The sequence below is a fragment of the Aminobacter sp. BA135 genome (assembly GCF_050859125.1).
In the GTDB taxonomy this organism is placed as follows: domain Bacteria; phylum Pseudomonadota; class Alphaproteobacteria; order Rhizobiales; family Rhizobiaceae; genus Aminobacter; species Aminobacter ciceronei.
This window is the reverse complement of sequence record NZ_CP139572.1, coordinates 1,700,001-1,721,334: the sequence shown is the minus strand read 5'-3', so window position 1 is coordinate 1,721,334 and position 21,334 is coordinate 1,700,001. Positions and strand designations below refer to the sequence as shown.

The 21,334-nt window shown below is 61.5% G+C and carries 12 protein-coding genes, 1 tRNA gene and 2 rRNA genes; 4 read left to right on the top strand and 11 right to left on the bottom strand.

Features of this window, described 5'->3' with window-relative positions; all coding sequences use genetic code 11:
• Positions 1-40: 40 nt before the first annotated feature.
• The gene (locus SLT36_RS08470) at positions 41-2,413 is read right to left on the bottom strand and encodes a DUF1989 domain-containing protein (protein WP_432286824.1); all 2,373 of its coding nucleotides are present in this window, start codon (positions 2,411-2,413) and stop codon (positions 41-43) included.
• A 113-nt stretch (positions 2,414-2,526) separates the two neighbouring features.
• A complete protein-coding gene (gene torT, locus SLT36_RS08465; protein WP_432286823.1) occupies positions 2,527-3,603 on the bottom strand; it encodes a TMAO reductase system periplasmic protein TorT in 1,077 nt (358 codons plus the stop codon).
• Between the two features lie 111 nt (positions 3,604-3,714).
• Between torT and torS the strand changes: the two genes are divergently transcribed.
• Positions 3,715-6,639 carry a TMAO reductase system sensor histidine kinase/response regulator TorS gene (gene torS / locus SLT36_RS08460; protein ID WP_432286821.1) on the top strand — a complete coding sequence of 975 codons (2,925 nt, stop codon included), beginning with the start codon at positions 3,715-3,717 and terminating at the stop codon, positions 6,637-6,639.
• Positions 6,640-6,648: 9 nt separating this feature from the next.
• Here torS and torR read toward each other — a convergent pair whose 3' ends face one another.
• The 4 genes from torR to SLT36_RS08440 form a co-directional block, all read right to left on the bottom strand.
• Positions 6,649-7,383: a two-component system response regulator TorR gene (gene torR / locus SLT36_RS08455; RefSeq protein WP_067957866.1), complete on the bottom strand. Its 735-nt coding sequence runs from the start codon at positions 7,381-7,383 to the stop codon at positions 6,649-6,651.
• A 128-nt stretch (positions 7,384-7,511) separates the two neighbouring features.
• Positions 7,512-8,579: a hypothetical protein gene (locus SLT36_RS08450; protein ID WP_432286820.1), complete on the bottom strand. Its 1,068-nt coding sequence runs from the start codon at positions 8,577-8,579 to the stop codon at positions 7,512-7,514.
• 147 nt (positions 8,580-8,726) lie between these two features.
• The gene (locus SLT36_RS08445) at positions 8,727-10,229 is read right to left on the bottom strand and encodes a histidine kinase dimerization/phospho-acceptor domain-containing protein (protein ID WP_432286819.1); all 1,503 of its coding nucleotides are present in this window, start codon (positions 10,227-10,229) and stop codon (positions 8,727-8,729) included.
• A gap of 29 nt (positions 10,230-10,258) precedes the next feature.
• Positions 10,259-11,131 (bottom strand): response regulator transcription factor, encoded by an 873-nt coding sequence (locus SLT36_RS08440; RefSeq protein WP_432286817.1) that lies wholly within the window; start codon positions 11,129-11,131, stop codon positions 10,259-10,261.
• Positions 11,132-11,314: 183 nt separating this feature from the next.
• Between SLT36_RS08440 and SLT36_RS08435 the strand changes: the two genes are divergently transcribed.
• From SLT36_RS08435 to SLT36_RS08425, 3 genes are all read left to right on the top strand, one after another.
• Complete coding sequence (locus SLT36_RS08435; protein ID WP_432286815.1) at positions 11,315-12,268, top strand: ABC transporter substrate-binding protein; 954 nt, start codon at positions 11,315-11,317, stop codon at positions 12,266-12,268.
• A 102-nt stretch (positions 12,269-12,370) separates the two neighbouring features.
• Positions 12,371-13,399: a quaternary amine ABC transporter ATP-binding protein gene (locus tag SLT36_RS08430; RefSeq protein WP_432286814.1), complete on the top strand. Its 1,029-nt coding sequence runs from the start codon at positions 12,371-12,373 to the stop codon at positions 13,397-13,399.
• On the top strand, positions 13,396-15,387 hold the full coding sequence (locus SLT36_RS08425) for an ABC transporter permease (protein WP_432286812.1): 1,992 nt from the start codon (positions 13,396-13,398) through the stop codon (positions 15,385-15,387). The genes SLT36_RS08430 and SLT36_RS08425 overlap by 4 nt, the downstream gene beginning before the upstream one ends.
• Positions 15,388-15,535: 148 nt before the next feature.
• Here SLT36_RS08425 and SLT36_RS08420 read toward each other — a convergent pair whose 3' ends face one another.
• The 5 genes from SLT36_RS08420 to SLT36_RS08400 form a co-directional block, all read right to left on the bottom strand.
• Positions 15,536-16,333, bottom strand: coding sequence for an outer membrane protein (locus SLT36_RS08420; RefSeq protein ID WP_432288287.1), 798 nt, complete (start codon positions 16,331-16,333; stop codon positions 15,536-15,538).
• 399 nt (positions 16,334-16,732) lie between these two features.
• A complete protein-coding gene (locus tag SLT36_RS08415; RefSeq protein ID WP_432288285.1) occupies positions 16,733-17,125 on the bottom strand; it encodes a hypothetical protein in 393 nt (130 codons plus the stop codon).
• Positions 17,126-17,846: 721 nt separating this feature from the next.
• Positions 17,847-17,923, bottom strand: a tRNA-Met gene (locus tag SLT36_RS08410).
• A 170-nt stretch (positions 17,924-18,093) separates the two neighbouring features.
• Positions 18,094-18,208: ribosomal RNA gene (rrf, locus tag SLT36_RS08405) — 5S ribosomal RNA — on the bottom strand.
• Positions 18,209-18,308: 100 nt separating this feature from the next.
• Positions 18,309-21,120 (bottom strand): 23S ribosomal RNA (locus tag SLT36_RS08400).
• Between the last annotated feature and the right edge of the window lie 214 nt (positions 21,121-21,334).

Sequence of the window (21,334 nt, the reverse complement as noted above, 5' to 3'; positions counted from 1 at the left end):
CTTTTGCGTTGTCGAAGGTGATGTGTGGTGCCGGTTGCGCCTACGACCGTGGGCGTTCCTTCTTGGGGTCGTAGTGGGCGAACGGCACGATCCTGGCCGGCAGGCGCTTTTGCTGGCCGTCGAGCTTGCCGACCTCGACCTCGGTGCCGATCTCTGCATGCGCTGCCTCGACACGGGCGAGTGCGATGTTCTTGCCGAGGATCGGCGAGCGCATCGACGAGGTGACGATGCCGATCTGGGCGCGGCCGATATGGACGCAGTCGCCATGGCCGACAGCGACATTGGCGTCGATGTCGAGACCGACAAGCTTGTGGATCGGGTTGTCCTTGCGCCGGATCAGCGCCTCGCGGCCGATGAAGTCGTCGGTCTTGGTCTTCAAGGGCACGGTGAAGCCGATGCCTGCCTCGAACGGGTCGGTCTGGTCGGAGAACTCGTAATTGGCAAAGATCAGCCCGGCCTCGATGCGCACCATGTCGAGGGCGGCAAAGCCCATCGGCTTCAGCCCATGCGGCTGGCCCGCTGCCCACACCGCGTCGAAGACAGTCTCGGCATCGCGCGGATGGCACCAGACCTCATAACCGAGCTCGCCGGTGTAGCCCGTGCGCGACACCACCACAGGGACACCCTGCGCATCGCCGATGCGGCCGATGGTGAAGCGGAACCATTCGAGTTCGCCGAGTGCCGGCTGGTGCGGCGGCGTCCAGACGATCTCCTTCAGGATGTCGCGGCTGTTCGGGCCCTGGACGGCGATGTTGTGCATCTGGTCGGTCGAGGAGCGGACCAGCACCTTGAGGCCGAGTTTCTCCGCCTGCTCGCGCAGCCAGACGCCGGAATAGTCGTCGCCGCAGATCCAGCGGAAATTGTCCTTGCCCAGGCGCAGCAAGGTGCCGTCGTCGACCATGCCGCCATGCTCGTAGCACATGGCGGTGTAGACGACCTGGCCGACACCGAGCTTCTTGACGTCGCGGGTCAGCGTGTACTGCATCAAGGCTTCGGCATCAGGGCCGGTGACCTCGAACTTGCGCAGGGCAGAGAGATCCATCACCACCGCCTTCTCACGGCAGGCCCAGTATTCGGCGATGGCGCCCTCCTTGGCGAATTCCTGCGGCAGCCAGAAGCCCTTGTATTCGATGAAGTTGCGGGTGTGCTTGGCAAAGCTTGCGTGGAAGCCGGTCTCGCGGGTCATCTTGGGTTCTGCCTCCGGGGTCGTGCGTCGGGCGATCGCGCGCTGGAACTTGTTGGAGCCGGAATAGGTCCGGACGTGGATGTCGGTGAGGTTCCAGCCATTGGATGGCGTGGTGTCGTCAGGACAGGCGGAGGAGACGCAGATGATGTCGGTCAGCGCTCTCAGCAGCACATAGTCGCCCGGCCGCGACCAGGGTTCGTCCGAGAACATCACGCCGTGGGCGTCGATGCCGGTGTTGAAGAAGAAGTTGACCGCCATCCAGCCGGCGCGGGCATTGACGCCATGCGGCACAAGCGCGCCGTTGAAGTTCTCCGAGCAGTTGATGTGGCCGGGATAACCGATGTCGTCGTAATATTTGGCGTAGCAGGCGAGCGCAAAAGCGTCATGCCGGCCGCAGGTGTCCTGCACGACCTCGACAAGCGGCTCGAAATCCTGGTCGAAATATTTGGCATGCAGGCCGGGCATCGGATAGGCGTGGCCCATCAGCGAGCGGGTGGCGGTGACGTCAAGCGCGAGGTCCCTGCCCTTATCGAGCTTGCGCGCCGAAAAGCACTGGAAGTCGGTGCACTGGCGGCCATCGACGTCGATGATCTGGATGTAGTCGCCGGCCTTGACGAAATAGCTCTCCGCCGTCTTCGACTTGACCCTGACATCGAGCACCGGATCGGCGAGCGGATCGGGCAGCTCGAAGCCGCCTGATACGGCACGCACCTTGGCCCGCTTGACCATCACCACCAGAGGCGTAGTCGTGTCCTGGCTGTCGACCGACATCGGCGCCCCGGGTGCGGCAATCACCAGCGAGCCCGGCCGCGAGACGACAAAACGCTCCTCGACCCCGGCAGCGGTCGCGCCATCGAAGAAGCGCACCGCCTCGACCCGGCCAAGCTCGAGCTTGCGGCGGGCGAGACCAAGCCGAAACTTCTGCAGGCTCTCGTCGCCATCGACGAGCAGCGCCTTCAGCCCCGAGGCATCGCTGTTCGAGCGCGTGCCGAGCATGCCCGGATCGGCGCGGCCGGCAGCATCGAAGGCCACCAGCTCGCACGCCTGCCCGCCTTCGAGATTGCGCACCGTCACATGATCGCCGGCCTCGATGTCGATCAGCACCGCACCGCCACCAGGCACGTGATAGCGCTCCATGCCGGGCACCAACAGGCCAGGCTGCACGATCAGACTCGGACGCGGGGGGCCCGAGACCACCTTGGGATAGACCACATTTGTCGCAATCATCACCGCCCTCCTCGCAGCACGCCGCAGCCACCTGCCAGATTAGCGTCCGGCTGTGAACCGGTCCCCCGCGGCATGTGAAAATCAGCACAGCAAATGTGAAAAATTGTTATCGGCTACTGCACGTCGAAGGTCGGCTTGAACCAGGCAGGGGCCAGGCTGCGTTCTAGGTCGAGCGCCTGGATATTGTTCCTGTCGATCACCTCGACCGGCGGGCCGACATGGCGGTAGTGCAGCGTGCCCTCGATCGCCCGGATCGCCTGGTCGATGGCAATCCGACCCTGCAGCGGCGGTGAGTCGGTCGGCGCCGCCACCACCTTGCCCCGGTTGATTTCGCGGAAGGTACCATGGGTGAAATAGTCGGCCAGAACCTGGACGTGGTTGGCCCTGCCCTGCGCCCTCAGGATGCTGACCGCAGCATCCGCCGTGGGCGCGCTGCCGACGATGTAGTCGATATCGGGCTGGGCTTCGAGCATCTCCTCGATCAGCAGGAGCTGGATCTCGACGCCGGTGTCGCCCCATTTGACCGCAGCAATCTCGGCCGAACTCTGCTTCAGCGCGCGCTGGAAGCCGGCTTCGACGAATTTCACCCAGCCTGCACCCTTTGGCCCGGGAAACCAGGCGACGCTGACCGGCATGGTGCCGGCCGGATGCAGCTGCGCCAGATAGGCACCGATGGACTGCCCCATCTCCTCCCAGGAGACCCCCGATTTCGCCGAGATGCCGGCGTCGTCGATGTCGTTGACCGCAGCGATGACAGGGATGCGCCTGGCGATATCCTTGATCGTCGGTGTCAGGCCCTCATAGGACACAGTGCCGACGATGAGCGCGTCGGCGGTGGCGCTGCAGGTGCGGATCTGCTCGATCTGGCGCTCGAGATTGGGATAGCCGCCGGCCTCGACGACGGTCAGTTTGACGCCCGCCGAACGCGCCTGCTCGACCATGCCGTAATTGACGCTGACCCAGTAGGAATCCTTGAGATGCGGATAGGACGCACAGATGCGCCACGGCTTCGCCGCTTTGACGACCGGCTGGTAATCGATCGGCGCCGGCTGCCTGGAATAGTCGAATGGCGGCTCCCAGGCGTTCAGCTTCCACGTCGTCTCAGCGGCCCCGGTGGACTGGGCGATACTGCAGGCGACAAAAGCCGTGGCGATCAGGTTCAGGCAGTGGCTTGGGGCGGGGGCACGCATCGTCTTACGCTAGTGCATGACCCCGAAAATCGAAATCGATTTTCGAAAAGGATCATGCCCACTCAAAAGCTGCAGCTTACGCTGGCAGTGCAAACCATGGTTATATGAGCCATGCTTCATAGGTTCGGCATCGGCGGGAGGCTGTTTCTCGCCTTCCTGTGCATCACCGCACTGTCCCTGACATCCGGCATCGTCAGCTGGCTGATCCTGCGCAACATTGCCGATGCCCAGGCCGTGGTGAACGCGCAAGCCCTGCCTGCGGTAGCGGCGACCCAGCGGACAGCCGAGCTCAGCGCCAAGCTGATCGCCACCGCACCTGCCCTTGCCGCCGTCACCTCGCGCGACGAACTGCTCGCCGAACAGGCCAAGCTCGCAACGCTGTCGCAGGAGATCGTCAAGTCGCTCGCCGAGGTCCGGCGTCTATCGATCGACCCCGAGCTCGTCGAGGCTTTTGCCGGCTCGGTCGAGAAGATGCTGGCCAACCTCAAACAGAACAACGAGCTGGTGCGCCAGCGCCTCGACGAGGACAAATCCTATCGCGACGGCGCCGAGGCCGCGACATCGGCAGCGCAATCGGTGCTGCTTCTGTCGGAAACGCTGATCTCCAACGCCTCGGCCGGCGCTTCGGCGGTGACCGCCAGCCTCTATGGCCTGATCGGCGATCCCGGGCGCCGGGAAGATGCCTATATCGCGCTCGACCGGCTGATCGAGCACGACATCTACCTGATGGAGCGCATGTACGAGCTGCGCCACCGCAGCGCCCAGATCAGCCTGCTGATCAACCGGCTGAGCCGCGCGGAGACAAAGGCCGAGATCAACGAGATCAGCGGCATCTTCCAGGACCATGTGAAGGTCATCAGGCGCCGCATCCTCAGCATCGACGATCCCGTTCGGCGCAAGCAGGGCATCGAGTTCTTTGGCGCCATCGAGGCCGCCGCCGGCGACGTGCCCGTGTCGAGCTCGATCTTCGGCCGCCGCCAGCGGGTCATCGACCTAGCCGGCAGCCTGAACGCCATGGCCGAAGCGAACCGCGATCTCGCCGTGACGCAGAACCAGATCGCCCGCAACATTCTCGACCGCTCCGACGAGTTCGCCCGCACAACAGCCGAGCGCGCCGACAATGCTGTGCGCATTGGCGTCATCGTGCTTGTCGTCACCCTGCTCGGCGCCATCCTCGCCTCGGGCGCCATCGTCTGGTTCTATGTCGAGCGTAACCTCGTTCGCCGCTTGAGCGGCCTGTCGCGCGCAATGCAGCGGCTGACGACGGGTGATCTCGATGTCACCGTCACCGACAGTGGCGACGACGAGCTGCGCACCATGGCGGTGGCCGTCAATCAGTTCCGCGACGAGTCGCGACGCCGGCTCGAGTTGGAGCAGGAGCGCGCGCGCATCACCGACGAGCTCCGGCGCCACCGCGAGGAGTTGCAGCAGCTTGTCGAGGAACAGACCGAGCAGATCAGGCTGGTCAATACGCGCCTGCGCCAGGAGGCGATCGACCATGACGAGGCACGCGCCCGGGCCGAGCAGGCAAGCAGCGCCAAGTCGGCCTTTCTGGCGACGATGAGCCACGAGATCCGCACGCCGATGACCGGCATGCTGGGCATGATGCGCCTGCTCGCCGACAGCAAGCTGGGGCCGAAGCAGCGCGAGCATCTGTCGGTCGCCGCCAGCTCCGGTGAAGCCCTGCTCGGCATCCTCAACGCCATCCTCGACTACTCCAAGGTCGAAACGGGCAATGTCGACGTCGACAAGGTCGATTTCGACCTTGGCAAGCTGGTCAGCGGTGTTGCCGCCTTCATGCGCCCGATGGCCGCCGAAAAGGGGCTCGACCTCACGCTGGCGCTCGACAACAAGCTTGCGCCCGCCTTCAGCAGCGATGCCGGCAAGATTCGCCAGATCCTGTTCAACCTGGTCAGCAACGCCATCAAGTTCACTGAGCACGGCCAGGTCACCGTCGACGTCAAGGTCGTCGCCAACCGCAAGGACATGCAGACGTTGCGCCTTGCCGTAGTGGACACGGGCATCGGCATCGCACCCGAGCGGCAGCAGGACGTTTTCCAGCCCTTCACCCAGATGGACGCCTCGATCACCCGCCGCTTCGGCGGCACCGGGCTCGGCCTTGCCATCAGCCGCGAGTTCGCCAACCTGATCGGCGCCGAACTCAGCGTCGCCTCGGAGGCCGGAAAAGGCAGCACCTTCATGCTCGACATGACGCTGCGCAAGGCCAAGGCAGCAGCGCTTTCGGCCCAGAAACGCCAACGCGGCCGCAAGACCAATCCCGCTGCCTGCAACATCCTGCTGGTCGAGGACGACGACGCCACCCGGCTGGTCTCGACCACGGTGCTGGCCAATGCCGGTCACCGGATCACGGCGGTCAGCTCCGGCTATCTCGCGCTCGAGGCAATCGGCGAGTTCAGACCCGACCTCGTCGTCATGGACGTCAGTCTTCCCGGCATCGACGGCATCGAGACGATGAAGCGCTTACGCGAGAAGCTTGGGGCGCCCGACCTGCCTGTCGTGGCGATGTCGGCGCATGTGTTCAAGGCCGATGTCGAGCGCTATCTCGACGCCGGTGTAGATGCCTTCGTTGCCAAGCCGATCGTCCACGAGCAATTGCTCGACGCCGTAGCCTCGCTCGGCGGCCAGTCCGTGCCGCAACAGCCACAGGACGTGGTCGCGCTCGACATCGCTGCCTTCAAAGCCGACGTCGACGCATTGGGTTCCGAGACGGTGCGGCGGCTGCATCGCATCGCCCATGACAGCCTGCCCCGGCGCTTCCAGGCGATGCGCGACGCGGTCAAGGCGGATGACCGCGAAGCATTGCGCGACCTTGCCCACGCCACCCGCAGCACGGCCGGCTCGCTCGGTTTTCCACGTCTCTTGCAGGCGGCTGAAGCTCTCGAGACGGCTGCAGCGCAAAGGCCGGCAGCAGAGCTCAGGCAGATCGTCGGCTCTTGCGAAACGGCCTTCGCCGACGGCTCGCGGCAATGGGAACAGATACTCGAAGGCAGCGCCGACCCCGTCCTGCCGGCCTAGAGCTATCGCCTAAAGAGCCGCAGCGACACGCCCGGGCTGGACGGCGTCCGGCGCGAAGAAGTAACCTTCGCCATGAGCGGTGACGATGATGCGCGGCGTACGCGGATTGTCGTTCAGCTTCTGCCTGAGACGCCTGACCAGCACGTCAACGGTGCGATCGCTGGCATCCCATTCGCGCCTTGATATCTCGTGCAGCAGCCGCTCCCGCGACAGCACCTGGCCGGGATTGGCTGTCAGCACCGACAGCAGCTTGAACTCGGCTCCGGTCAACTCGACGAAGGTGCCGTCGGCTGCCTGCAGCGTGCGGCGAGCAACCTCGAGCGTCCAGCCATAGAAATGCCGCGTGGCCGTAGCCGGTTGCGGTATCCGGCCCTTGCCGACGCGGCGCAGCAAGCCCTTGACCCGGGCGAGCAGCTCGCGATGCTCGACCGGCTTGGTGACATAGTCGTCGGCGCCGATCTCGAGCCCGACGATGCGGTCGACAGTGTCGGTGCGCCCGGTGACCAGGATGATGCCGACGTCGGACCGCTCGCGTTGCTCACGCGTCAGCTTGAGCCCATCCTCACCCGGCAGATTGATGTCGATCATCAAGAGATCGGCCGGATGCCTGGACATGATGGCACGCATCTGATCGCCGTCGCCGGCCTCGCTGACCTTGTAACCTTCGGCCAGGAAATAGCCCGCAAGCTTCGCCCGTGTGACCGGGTCATCCTCGACGATCACTATGTGATGCTGAGCCCGCATACCATTCTATCCTCCCGACTTTTGTTGACATCATTTCACAAGTCGGGCGGCCCGGGCAACGACGGAAGGAGCCGGCGCACTTGTCATGGCGTCGCCGGCCCCTGCATCATTGCCTGGGATCTGTCACGTCAGCCTTTCCTAGCCGAGAAGCAAGGCAGGACATCTTCCTTGAAATACGGCTCTTGGTTGACCCAGAACATGTAGCTAACCTTCAGGAAATCCTGCGCAAAGGCATGAAGGCTCGGCACCAGGTTCGTGCGCTTCGTCACGATGTTCGTCGAGCCTGTCTCGCCGACATAGTTGCCGTCCTGGACCGCAATGCCGAGCGGCACGCTGAACTTGCCTTCGTGCATCATGGCCAGGGCATGGTTGAGCTGGCCCTTTTTCTTGTACATGAGATCGGGAGCCCCCATGCCGACGCCGATCTTGTCGCCAAACTCATAGATTCCGCGCAGATATCCCTTGTCCTCCCAGGGCAGCCATTCGCCGGGCATGAAGTTCGCGTAGAGCATGGTGGTTGACTTGGGGAATGCGGCCTTCATGGCTTGCATGTTGGTCTTGAGCGCCGCCACATATTTGTCCGGGGTAAAGGACGCATCCGTCTCCTTGGAAACACCGATGGCCGTTTCCTGCAGGTTGATGCCCTCGACAACGCCGTCGAACTGCTTGCCGAGTGCCGCAAGCAATGCCGCGAAGCGCGCCTGGACTTTGGCGTTCCAGCGCTTGGCAACCCAACCTTCGACAACTCCGTCGTCGGTATGTTGGGCGGTGACGCCGCCGTCATAGTCACCTTTCAGCAGATAGTCGGGCACCGGCTTGTATTCGGGTGAGAAGGACGCATCCTGCAACTGGATGAAAAGCCGCTTGCCATGCTTGGCCAGGTAGTCGATGTCGGACTGGATCGGTGAGAAGTCGTAGTGTCCTTCCGTCGGCTCAAGCTGGCGCCACACATACATGATCTGCGCGCCTGCGAAACGATCGCTGGTCAGGAAGGCATGGTCGCGGATCGCGTCGCGATCCCGGCTGAAATAGACGAAATGCTCGATCTTGTCCGCCGGCAGCGGACATGTTGCATCAGTGTATTGCTTGTAGGCGTTGGCGTATCGATTGGCGGGATTGTCCCATGCCACCGAGGATGTGGCGGCAATCGCGGCACAAAGCGTTACGACGGCGCCAAGAAGACGTTTCAACTTCATAGGTCTACCCTTGAGTGGATCGGGGCCAGCAGGCCCGTGACCCTCAGACGTCTAGTTTGCGGATGACCCGCATTCGCCGTCGAAGTGGTGCAACTCGTGTGCAGATTCCGTGCAGGCCAGCTCGAACGCAATGCGCACCGATGGAAGCTAGCCGAACTCGATCTCGAAAACCGCACCGCCCGGAGCGGCAACCGGCGTCAGCCGCGCACCATAAAGCTCGAGAACGGCCACCACGATGGCCAGTCCAAGCCCCGTTCCGCCCTCCTCGCGGCGCGTGGTGAAGAACGGTTCGACCATGCGGCCGAGGTCGATGTCGGCAAATCCCTCACCATTGTCTGAAAGCCGGAGCGTCCGTCCATCCCAATCGAGGTCGAGCCTGGTCGCCCCATGATGGCGGGCATTCCCCGCCATGTGCGCCAGTACCGTTTGTCCATGCGCAACCGAGAGGGGCAGGATGGCATCCGGGGGAGCCAGGCTGATATCAAGCCCGGAAATCTCGGGCAGCATATCTCGCAACTGGCCAGGTTCACCGCGCCTGGCTTCGCGCGACCTTGTCATGTCGCGAAGCTGGTGAAGCAGCAAATCCATCCGCTCTCCCTGGGCCCTGATGGTGCCTATGAGACTTTGCTGCGCAGCATCGGACAGGTGGCCATCCTCGAGAAGCTCGGCTGCTCCCATGATCGAGGTAACCGGCGATTTGAGCTCATGGGTGACGTGGTTGGTGTAGATGCCGATTTCCTTGCTGCGCTGCGACAGCGTGCCGGCCATGGTGATGACCGCCTCACCCAAGTCGGCGATCTCCCGCATGCCATAGTGGCCGAGCGGGGCAAGCTCGGAATGGCTGCCATTGGCGACCATTCTCGACTGGTCGCGCAGGGCGCGGATCGGCCGTAGCATCGTTCGCACAAGCAACGTTCCCACGACTGCGGCGCTCAACAGCGTCACGACGGCCAGGACGATGACGGCGCTGCGCTCGCCGGCAAAATACTCCGTCAGCCCGGGAGCGGTCCTGGACAAATAAACCGCGCCGATAACCCGGTTGTGGCTGATGACGGGATAGGCAACCAGCACCCTGAACCCTGTCCCGCCGCCAAGCACTGCGAGGCGCAACCGCGTACCCGCGTCACCCCGCCAGCGCAGTGCGGCCCCGACATCGCCTTGCAGCGCCTGCTGGACCTCTGGCACGGCGGCAAAACTCGCCGACTCGCCAGCGAGCATGTCTATGCCCTGATGATCCAGGAAAACGACAGTCGAAAGTGTCGTGCGGCTGGCATTGTCGGCCAAGGCACCCAGCCCCGGCGCAATCCTGAGATAATGCGGATCGAGCCGCTCCGCGGTAGGAACAGGATCGGGGCGGACGGGCTCGACCACATCTTGGCGCAGGTTCAGGAGCGGTCGAAAGGTTCGTGACGCAGCACTCCAGAAAATGCGCTTGGGCGGCGGCAGATAGTAGCCAGGTATAGCCCCGCCTGCTTCGGGCGGCTCGGTCTCGAACGCGACGGCATAGGCGCCGGCATAGATCGCCGCTTGCTTGATCAGGGAGGCCTCTGTCTCGTTGACCAGCCGGTTTGTTCCGATCTGCAACACCAGCGTCGTCACGACCGGCACCGCCAGCAGGCTAACGCAGACGATCGCCACAACCAGCGGCATGGATGGCCGCCATTTCCGGACGACCCGGCTCACGCGGTGCCTGGTCCGGCGACACAATTGCCAAGCCGTAGGCCCACCCCTCGCACCGTTTCGATTATGTCGGAGTAACCAAGTACCGCCGCCTTGGCGCGGATGTTGCGGACATGGCTGTCCACCGTGCGTCCGGACAAGGTGTTGTTCCCGCCATAGGCCTTGTCGATCATCGCGCCCCGACCGACGACGATCCCGGGCCGGACCGACAGGATCTCCAGCACCGAAAATTCCGTTGCCGTCAGCGGCAGATCTTTTCCGGCAAGCGAGCAGATGTGGCGTTCGCTGTCGAGACTGAGGTCGCCGTGCCGCGTGATACTGCCTGCCTGCTTGCCGCGTGCCAGTATGGCCTTGATTCGCAGCAGCAGTTCGCGCGGCGAGAACGGCTTGCTGACATAGTCGTCCGCCCCCAGCTCGAACCCCACGATTCGGTCGACTTCGTCGTCATGCGCCGTCAGGAAGACGATCGGGACATGCGAGCTGGCACGGATCGCCTTGCAGCATTCGATGCCGTCCATGACAGGCATGCCGATGTCGAGCACCACCAGGTCGGCATGGTGTCGCCGCAACTGCTCCAGCGCCAGGCGTCCGTTGGCCGCCTGCTGGACATGCATTCCCGCCCTTTCCAGTGCAATGCCAATCACGTTGCGGATGTCCGGGTCGTCATCGACAACGAGAATGCTGGGGTTCATAGCGCGATCACCAAGGAGACATGCCGGCTGATGGCCGACACCAGCTTCTTCTATCGAAGCGGGCGGTTGCAAGCCAAGCACTGCCCGACAATCTCGACTACAAAAGCGCGAAGATGATGGCGCGCCTGCCGCCTCGCCGACCTGATGGCCTGTCCTCGGGAAACGACGCGCGACTTTCACCGCGCGACAGGTTGCCTGTTAACATCATTTCACAAGTCGACTTACGACTTTTACACCCCGGCCGACACCGGTTCACTTCTCGTCGCTATCTTTGCGGGGATGGCGCGGAAATCCAACAGGCACACAGAGGCCGGCATCCCGCCTTCCATGGGAACAATCGCAACAACAGGAACGGGAGGTTCAATGACCCATTTTACCAAGTCCGCAACCATGGCCACGATCATGGCTTTTGCGGCCGGCACGGCGTTCGCCCAGGATTCCACCGACCCTATCAAGATCCCAACCCACAACTGGTCGAGCCAGATCGTCGGTGCCCACATCGTCGGCAAGCTGCTCGAGAAGGGCGGCGCCAAGGTCGAATACGTCTCCGCCGACAGCCAGGTCGTCTACACCGCTCTGTGCGAAGGTGACGTCAGCCTCGTGCATGAGGTCTGGGAAGGCGCCTTCGGCGTTGCCTTCCAGAAGGTGGTCAAGCAAGGCTGCGTCGTCGATGCCGCCACCCACGACGCCAAGACACGCGAGGAGTGGTGGTACCCGACCTATGTCGAGGAGGTCTGCCCCGGCCTGCCCGCCTGGGAAGCGCTGAACGCCTGCGCCGACAAGTTTGCCACGGCCGAAACCGCGCCGAAGGGCCGATTCCTCGGCGGTCCTGTCGACTGGCTCAAGCATGACGCAGAACGCGTCGAGGCCCTCGGTATGAACTTCGAGGTCGTTAATGCCGGCTCGTCCGCCGCCCTGTGGGCCGAGCTCGAATCCGCCGTCAAGCGCAAGGAGCCGATCGTGCTCTTCAACTGGACGCCCAACTTCGTCGAGGCGCTTTACGACGGCAAGTTCGTCGAGTTCCCGGCTTTTGATCCCAAGTGCAAGGACGACCCGGCCTGGGGCTCCAACAAGGAGCTCAGCTACGACTGCGGCAACCCGAAGGACGGTTATCTGAAGATCGCTGCCTGGAAGGAATTCCCGACCAAGTGGCCCAAGGCCTACGCCATCCTGCAGAAGATCAACTTCTCCAACATGGACATCGCCGTGCAGGCGAAACTCGCCGACATCGACAACATGGAGCCCGAGGCGGCCGCCGACAAATGGCTGGCCGACAATGAGGCGCGCTGGAAGGCCTGGCTCGGTTCCGCCAGCTAACTCTCCGCATCGATCCGTCCCGTCATGGCGTCGTGACGCCCGCGTAAATGCGGGCGCCACCTCGCCGCGCGTATCATCGGCCCCCTTTGGCGAGAGGCAGACATGTCCGAAGCAAAAATCGCATGCCGCAACCTTTGGAAGCTCTACGGCTCCGATCCCGCCGGCTTCCTGCGCCGCAACCACAACAATCCTTCCATCGAGACCATCAGGGCCGAAGGCTACGTCCCCGCCGTCCGCAACGTCTCCTTCGATGTGATGCCGGGCGAAATCCTAGTCGTCATGGGCCTCTCCGGCTCGGGCAAGTCGACCTTGCTGCGTTGCCTGGCGCGGCTGATCGAGCCGACCTCGGGCGAGGTCATGTTCGAGGGCCGCGACATTCTGGCCGCCACGGAGCGCGAGCTGATCGATCTCAGGCGCCACAAGATGGGCATGGTGTTCCAGCACTTTGCCCTGCTGCCCCACCGCACCGTGCTCGACAACGTTGCCTTCCCGCTCCAGGTTCGCGGCACCAATCGCCAGAAGCGTGAGAGACGCGCCCGCGAGGTGATCGAACTCGTCGGGCTGAAGGGCCGCGAGGGCTATTATCCGCGTGAACTCTCCGGCGGCCAGCAGCAGCGCGTCGGCATCGCCCGCTCGCTCGCCGTCGGCCCCGACGTCTGGTTTCTCGACGAGCCGTTCTCGGCACTCGATCCGCTCATCCGCCGCGAGATGCAGGACGAATTCCTGCGCCTGCAGAAGGTGCTCAACAAGACAATCGTCTTCATCACCCACGATTTCGACGAGGCGATCCGCGTCGCCGACCGCATCGCCATCATGAAGGACGGCGTCGTCGAGCAGCTCGGCACCGCCGAGGAGCTGGTGACCTGCCCGGCCACCCCTTACGTCGCCGAGTTCACCCGCAACGTCTCGCATGATCGCCTGCTGTCGGTTCGCGCCGTCATGGCGCCCGCATCCTCTCGAAAGCCGGACGCCGCTGCGGTCCAGGCACAGGCCCTGCTCGCCAGCGTCGCCCGCCAGGTGCTGACCTCGGAGCGTCCCGTCGACGTCATCGACGATGCTGGCGCGCTCGTCGGTACGCTGACCCGCGACGGTCTGATCGATGCTCTCTACGGCAAGGAGCAGTGTGCATGAGTGCCGCGACACTGACCCGCCAGGAGGCGATGGAACCGCAGAAGCCGCTGGCCGCAATGACCAGGCCGCTGCTTGTCGTTCTGCCTTTCCTCGTCCTGCTGCTTGCCGCCTCGCTTTTGCCCGACTGGGCGGTGCAGGTGCCCAAGGGCTGGACTATTCCGTTCGTCGACTGGGCGAACACCGTTTTCGATCACCTGCGCGACGACGCCATCTTCGGGCTGTTCTCGTTCCGCGACCTGACACGCGGTGCTGCCGAGCTGATCACCTGGCCGCTGGCCTTCGTCGAGGGACTTTTGGTCTCCGGCTTCCCCGATATCGGCATCGCCGCCATGCCCTGGGTCATGACCGCCGGCCTGTCAGGCGTGCTGGGCTGGTACCTCCGGGACTGGCGACTTGGCACACTTGCCGCCAGCTGCGTCGCTTACATGGCAATCTTCGGCAAATGGGAATTGTCGATGATCACCTTGTCGGTGGTCCTCGTCGCCGCCCCCATTGCCGGTCTCATCGGTTTCGGCATCGGCATTCTCGCAGTGAAGAAACAGTGGTTCGAAGCGCTCGTCGTGCCGCTGCTCAACGTGCTGCAGTCGTTGCCGCATTTTTCCTACCTGATCCCGATCGCCATCTTCATCGGCGTCGGCCACAAGGCCGGCGCGATCGCCACCGTCATCTTCGCCATTCCGCCGATGGCCCGCCTTACCATTCTCGGCCTCAAGGGCGTTGCCGAAGAGGTGCGCGAGGCCGGCAAGATGGCCGGCTGCACCCGCTTCCAGACCCTGTGGATGGTGGAGATTCCGTCGGCGCGCCAGCCGCTGCTCGTCGGCGTCAATCAGGTCATCATGCAGTGCCTGGCGATGGTGGTCATCGCCTCCTTCGTCGGCGCCCGCGGCCTTGGCCATGACCTGTTGTTCCGGCTCCAGGCGCTGAAGATCGGCCAGGCGCTGGAAAGCGGCGTCGCGATCGTCCTGATGGCGATCACGCTCGATCAGCTGAGCCGCGCTGCCGCCCACAAGGAGCCCTCGCATCTCGCGCCCGACGCCAGCCTGCTGCAGCGCTTTCCGTTCCTCGCCGCATCGCTGGCCGTCATTGCCGCGTCGCTGTTGCTCGCCGCGATCACGCCTTACGCCCAGGCCTGGCCTTCGGAGCTCGCCCTCAGCACCGCCCCCTTCTGGGATGCCCTCGTCGACTGGATCACCGTCACTCTCTACGACCCGTTGCAATATCTCCGCAACGCCATGCTGCTATACGTGCTGATCCCGATCCGCGACCTGTTCCAGTCGATCCCCTGGACGGCGATGGTGGCGCTTGTCGCCGCGGCGGGCTGGTCACTCGGCGGCTTCAGGCTCGCTGCGATCGTCTCCGGCTTCGTGCTGTTCATCGCCTTCGCCGGCTATTGGGAGCGCTCGCTGATCACCGCCTATATGGTGACCGTCGCGGTGCTGCTGTGCATCATGATCGGCCTGCCGATCGGCATTTGGGCTTCGCGCAGTGAACGCCGCACCGGCATCGCCAAGCTCCTGTGCGACACGTTCCAGACCTTTCCGTCCTTCATCTACCTGATCCCCGTGATCATGCTGTTCAAGGTCGGCGACGTCGCCGCGATCTCGGCGATCATCATCTATGCGATGATCCCGATCGTGCGTTACACCATCTTCGGCCTGCGCAACGTGCCCCAGGAGATCGTCGAGGCCGGCATCACCTCGGGCTGCACGCAAAGGCAGCTTCTGTGGAACATCCGCATGCCGCTGGCCTTCCCCGAGATCATGCTCGGCGTCAACCAGACGATCATGTTCGCCCTGTTCATGGTCATCATCGCCGCCTTCATCGGCACCAAGGACATCGGCCAGGAAATCTTCCGGGCGCTGACCTTCAACGATGCCGGCAAAGGCCTCGTCCTGGGCCTCTGCGTCGCCTTCATGGGCCTGACCGCCGACCAGCTGATCACGGCATGGGCAACGCGGCGGAAACAGAAGCTGGGGCTGGCAGGCTGACTACCGGCCTTCGGCCCGTTGCAACGCCTGGACGATCGACAGCCGACTGGCCCGTAGCCCATCGCCATGCAGGAGGAACTTGCGTGGCGGCCCGCAGCGCCGGCGGAAGTGTGCTTCTCGCCGGCGCAGCCAATCCCGTCAGGACAGATCAGAACTTGTAGTTCAAGCCGACCTTGCCGCTTGAAAGGCTGAGGTCGTAGGTATCCCCATCGAACTCCTGCTCGCCAAGCCCGTAATAGGCGTACTCACCGAAAACCGACCAATTGGCATTGAGTTTCAAAGCAACGCCGGCGCCAGCGGTGTACCCGGTGTATGTGGGGTCGGCGGATCCTCCCGGGTACTTTATTGCAGTATCCGCCACGGCCAGACCGGCCAGGCCGTAGAGCAACACGCTGTCGAAGGCGACACCGCCACGGGCGGTCAGGCTGGCCAGCCAGTTGACCTCCATGGAGATGTTGGGAAATGGCCCGAAGCCGAAGTCGTAGTTACCGCTCAGGCCACCCCCGGAGACATCGCCCTGCACACCGAGCACAAAGTTACCGAACTGCGCCAAAGCGCCGACCTGGCCGCCGGCGAGCAAGCCGTCAAGCTCGAAGCCTGCCTCAAAACCAGGAACCCATTGTTCCCCTTGCGTCGCGGCGCCATCGGCGAAACCGACATGCAGGCCGGCGTAGATCCCGCTCCAGTCCGTCGCGTCAGCATACGCCGTGCCGGCTGGGGCGGTCTCGGTAGTCACGTTTTCCGCCCGCGCCGTCCCCGCGCTCATCGCAATCAACGCAGAGGTCATCAAAAGGCCAGCATGTATCTTCACAGCCAAATATCCTTCAATATATGTCGCTTCAGTTTCAATATAGATCGCTTCAGTAGCGTCGCCTGACAGGCGCAGCCGCCATCGCAAAAAGTGTAGACAGTGTGCTGGGCAGTCAGCACCTTTTTGTTCCGGCATGTCAACCAAGCAACGCAATATTTCCCAGTTGATCGAAACTTTGGCTCTGCAATCCCGTTGACGGTAGTGCCCGGGATCTGAAGCGGGACGTCTCGGTCATCCGGCACTACACGATCGAGGAGGCCTACGAAATCCGTTCCGACGGCCGTCCACTTCATTCTGACACCCGGCACAAAGCGCGGCGAGATCGAGCTGCGCGGTATGGGGAACTGGGTATGATCCTGAACTGGACCGAGCGACAGGCAGTTGGCCCTGCAACGACAAACACTGCCGGAGCAAGGCTCACGGGAGTGTCGTTATCAATGGTTCTGGGGCCAGGCTTTGGCTTTTATCGCTTTGCTTGTGGGTAAGCGTCCAGTCGAGGGCTTGGAGGAAACCGCGACGAAGATCGTCCCGATCTCAAGCAGTGGTCTCTGGACTCTCGAGATGAGTTTGGTTCGCCGTTCCTGTCACGTCACCTTCAATACAATTGTGCCGGCGATCCGGTCGTGAAGTGCGACACGGCTCGCGAGAACAGACGCACACAAAATGCCCAGCCAAACCATGGCACGATAGCCCCAGCGCCGAGACGGCTCCTGTCCAGATAGCCGGAGCCCCGTCGCCTGGTTCAAGAGTAAGCCCGAATGAAAATGACGAGTATAGTAACAATGCCAAAGCTGGCGCCAGAACAGCCGTCCGAATGACTGCACGAGCTATCGGAAGGCGTCGTTGTTTGGTGTCATTGACGCTCGTTACGCGCAGCCCAGCCAGCCGTTTGCCGAAAGTCGCGCCGCCCCTCGCTTCGGCGATCAATCGGTAGACGAGGAAAAGCGCGAATGCGAGCCAGTCCAGGACAATGATCTTCCCTTCGACCAGGCCGCCCTGTCTGTTGAGGTAGTAATATCCCGGAGCCTGCGTTTCGTCGTTGTTTCGCGGCCCTAATAGCCGTGCCGTTGGCAGGCCAAGAACAGTTTCGCTGCAGTCATCGATGAAGAAGGCGCCGGCCTCCAATGGTGGCTATACGCCCGCATTCGCTGGCCCACATAGATTGACGAAGAACCAGGTTTGGCCCTGCACCTGACCGTTGGTTGAAAGATACAATGACCCGAGGATCAGTTGGGTGACGAAAAGGATGCCGAGTGCGCCGAGTGCGATGGCTGCAACGCGACGAAGGATACTTGCATTCTGCGTCAGTCGACTGTCCACGGCCATTTCTCCCCACCCAGCAAGAAGATATGCACAGCCTCGACTCGATGTTCAAAGTGATCTGGATAGACAGATAGTCGGCATTGGCTTTGTTGCGTGCCCCTGATGCGCTTCAAGATCGGGCAGTCAGTGGGTTCCAGATAGCAAAAGGCCCGCCGTGGTTTTCACCTTGGCGGGCTTTTATTGTTGGTTGCGGGGACAGGATTTGACATTTTTGTCCCGCGTCGTCGGCTTTGCCTTCTAGCGGGCCCCTGATGCAGGTTCACCTCGACCGTCACCTGCGTCCAAATACCAAAACAGCCCAGACAAGCTGGGCTGTTTTGGTATTTGGTTGCGGGGACAGGATTTGAACCTGTGACCTTCAGGTTATGAGCCTGACGAGCTACCGGGCTGCTCCACCCCGCGCCACCGGACTTTTGCGACAGGCAAAATGTCCTTTTTCAACGCTTTCTGACTTTTGCCACAGGCAAAATGTCTTTTTGTCTGGCTTTTGCCAAAGGAAAGGGCCGCTTACGCGGCCCGTCTACCCGTTGGCGGGCCTTTTGTATCGAGAAGATTTAACATGCGCTTGGCAGACCTGGCAGCGACTTACTCTCCCGCGTCTTGAGACGAAGTACCATCAGCGCTGGAGCGTTTCACGGCCGAGTTCGGAATGGGATCGGGTGCAGCCGCTCCGCCATAACCACCAGGTCGGCAAAGCGCATGTTAATCGAGAAGCTGTTTTTGTGCTTTTGTCACATTTCGTGACGACCCCTTTGGGATCGCACTGCGATGAACATAAGGAATGAGAACGATCAAGCCTATCGAACTATTAGTACCGGTAAGCTTCATGCGTTGCCGCACTTCCACACCCGGCCTATCAACGTGGTCGTCTTCCACGGTTCTCAGGGAATACTCGTTTTAAGGTGGGTTTCCCGCTTAGATGCCTTCAGCGGTTATCCCGTCCGGATATAGCTACCCTGCTATGCGGCTGGCGCCACAACAGGTCCACCAGAGATCCGTCCATCCCGGTCCTCTCGTACTAGGGACAGATCCTTTCAATATTCCTACACCCACGGCAGATAGGGACCGAACTGTCTCACGACGTTCTGAACCCAACTCACGTACCGCTTTAAATGGCGAACAGCCATACCCTTGGGACCTGCTCCAGCCCCAGGATGCGATGAGTCGACATCGAGGTGCCAAACAACCCCGTCGATATGGACTCTTGGGGGTCATCAGCCTGTTATCCCCGGCGTACCTTTTATCCGTTGAGCGATGGCCCTTCCACACGGGACCACCGGATCACTATGACCGACTTTCGTCTCTGCTCGACTTGTCAGTCTCGCAGTCAGGCGGGCTTATGCCATTGCACTCGACGACCGATTTCCGACCGGTCTGAGCCCACCATCGCGCGCCTCCGTTACTCTTTAGGAGGCGACCGCCCCAGTCAAACTACCCACCATACATTGTCCCGGACCCGGATAACGGGCCGCGGTTAGACATCCATAGAGATAAGGGTGGTATTTCAAGGGTGGCTCCACCAAGGCTGGCGCCCTGGCTTCAAAGCCTACCACCTATCCTACACATGCCACTACGAATGCCAATGTAAAGCTATAGTAAAGGTGCACGGGGTCTTTCCGTCTAACCGCAGGAACCCCGCATCTTCACGGGGAATTCAATTTCACTGAGTCTATGCTGGAGACAGCGGGGAAGTCGTTACGCCATTCGTGCAGGTCGGAACTTACCCGACAAGGAATTTCGCTACCTTAGGACCGTTATAGTTACGGCCGCCGTTTACTGGGGCTTCGATTCAAAGCTTGCACCTCTCCTCTTAACCTTCCAGCACCGGGCAGGCGTCAGACCCTATACGTCGTCTTGCGACTTCGCAGAGCCCTGTGTTTTTGATAAACAGTCGCTACCCCCTGGTCTGTGCCACCCTCACCCTGCTTGCGCAGGAAAGGGTCACGCTTCTTCCGAAGTTACGCGTGCAATTTGCCGAGTTCCTTCAGCATAGTTCTCTCAAGCGCCTTGGTATACTCTACCAGTCCACCAGTGTCGGTTTCGGGTACGGTCTATAAGGAGGAGCTATTTCCTGGAACCACTCCGCTGCAGGGATCAATCCAATAAGACCCCACAACATACGTGATCCGTCACTTCCTCCAGGCCCACGAATATTAACGTGGTTCCCATCGTCTACGCATTTCTGCCTCGACTTAGGGGCCGGCTAACCCTGCTCAGATTAGCTTTAAGCAGGAACCCTTGGACTTTCGGCGGGGGTGTCTCTCACACCCCTTACGTTACTCATGTCAGCATTCGCACTTCTGATACCTCCACCGCCCCTCACAGGTACGGCTTCGTCAGCTTACAGAACGCTCCGCTACCGCTTGCAGCAAGCTGCAAACCCTAAGCTTCGGTGTATGGCTTTAGCCCCGGTACATTTTCGGCGCAAAGACCCTTATTTAGACCAGTGAGCTGTTACGCTTTCTTTAAATGATGGCTGCTTCTAAGCCAACATCCTGGTTGTTTTGGGATCCTCACATCCTTTCCCACTTAGCCATAACTTGGGGACCTTAGCTGTAGGTCAGGGTTGTTTCCCTTTTCACGACGGACGTTAGCACCCGCCGTGTGTCTGCCGACTAGTACTCCCAGGTATTCGGAGTTTGGTTAGGTTTGGTAAATCGGTGAGATCCCCTAGCCCATCCAGTGCTCTACCCCCTGGGGTATTCGGTCGACGCTCTACCTAAATAGATTTCGCGGAGAACCAGCTATTTCCGAGTTTGATTGGCCTTTCACCCCTAGCCACAAGTCATCCCGAACTATTGCAACAGTTATGGGTTCGGACCTCCAGTAAGTGTTACCTTACCTTCATCCTGCTCATGGCTAGATCACTCGGTTTCGGGTCTAATGCGTCGAACTGAACGCCCTGTTCAGACTCGCTTTCGCTGCGCCTACACCTACCGGCTTAAGCTTGCTCGACACACTAAGTCGCTGACCCATTATACAAAAGGTACGATGTCACCATTTCAGGCTCCATCTGTTTGTAGGCAACCGGTTTCAGGTACTCTTTCACTCCCCTTGTCGGGGTGCTTTTCACCTTTCCCTCACGGTACTAGTTCGCTATCGGTCATGCACGAGTACTTAGGCTTGGAGAGTGGTCTCCCCATGTTCAGACAGGATTTCACGTGTCCCGCCTTACTCAAGGACGATTGATCGCATTACGCGTACGGGGCTGTCACCCACTATGGCCCTACTTTCCAGAAGGTTCCGCTTGTCTCTCAATCGCCACTGGCCTGGTCCGCGTTCGCTCGCCACTACTTGCGGAGTCTCGGTTGATGTCCTTTCCTACGGGTACTTAGATGTTTCAGTTCCCCGCGTTCGCCACTTTACCCCTATGTATTCAGGGTAAGTTACCTAATAACGATACTTGTAAACCACAACAGCCGCCGAACTTGCGCTCGCCGACTGCTCTGATTTTACAAGTATCTTAGGTGGGTTTCCCCATTCGGAAATCGTCGGATCAAAGGGTATTCGCACCTCCCCGACGCTTATCGCAGCGTATCACGTCCTTCATCGCCTGTGCATGCCAAGGCATCCACCAATTGCCCTTAAGACACTTGATCGTTCTCATTGCCAATGTTCATCATGATTTCTCACAACGACATCGGCACAAAAAGACCAGCTTCTCGAGATCGGTCCGGGGGCAGCGGTTAGGCAAGCCCATCATATGCGGGAGATTGAGCGTCTCACCGCGACAAACCATCTTCATCACCGCGCAAACTCTTCCAACAAGGCATGGCAGCCTTGTCTTCCAAGCTCACACTCCGAGAATGGAGT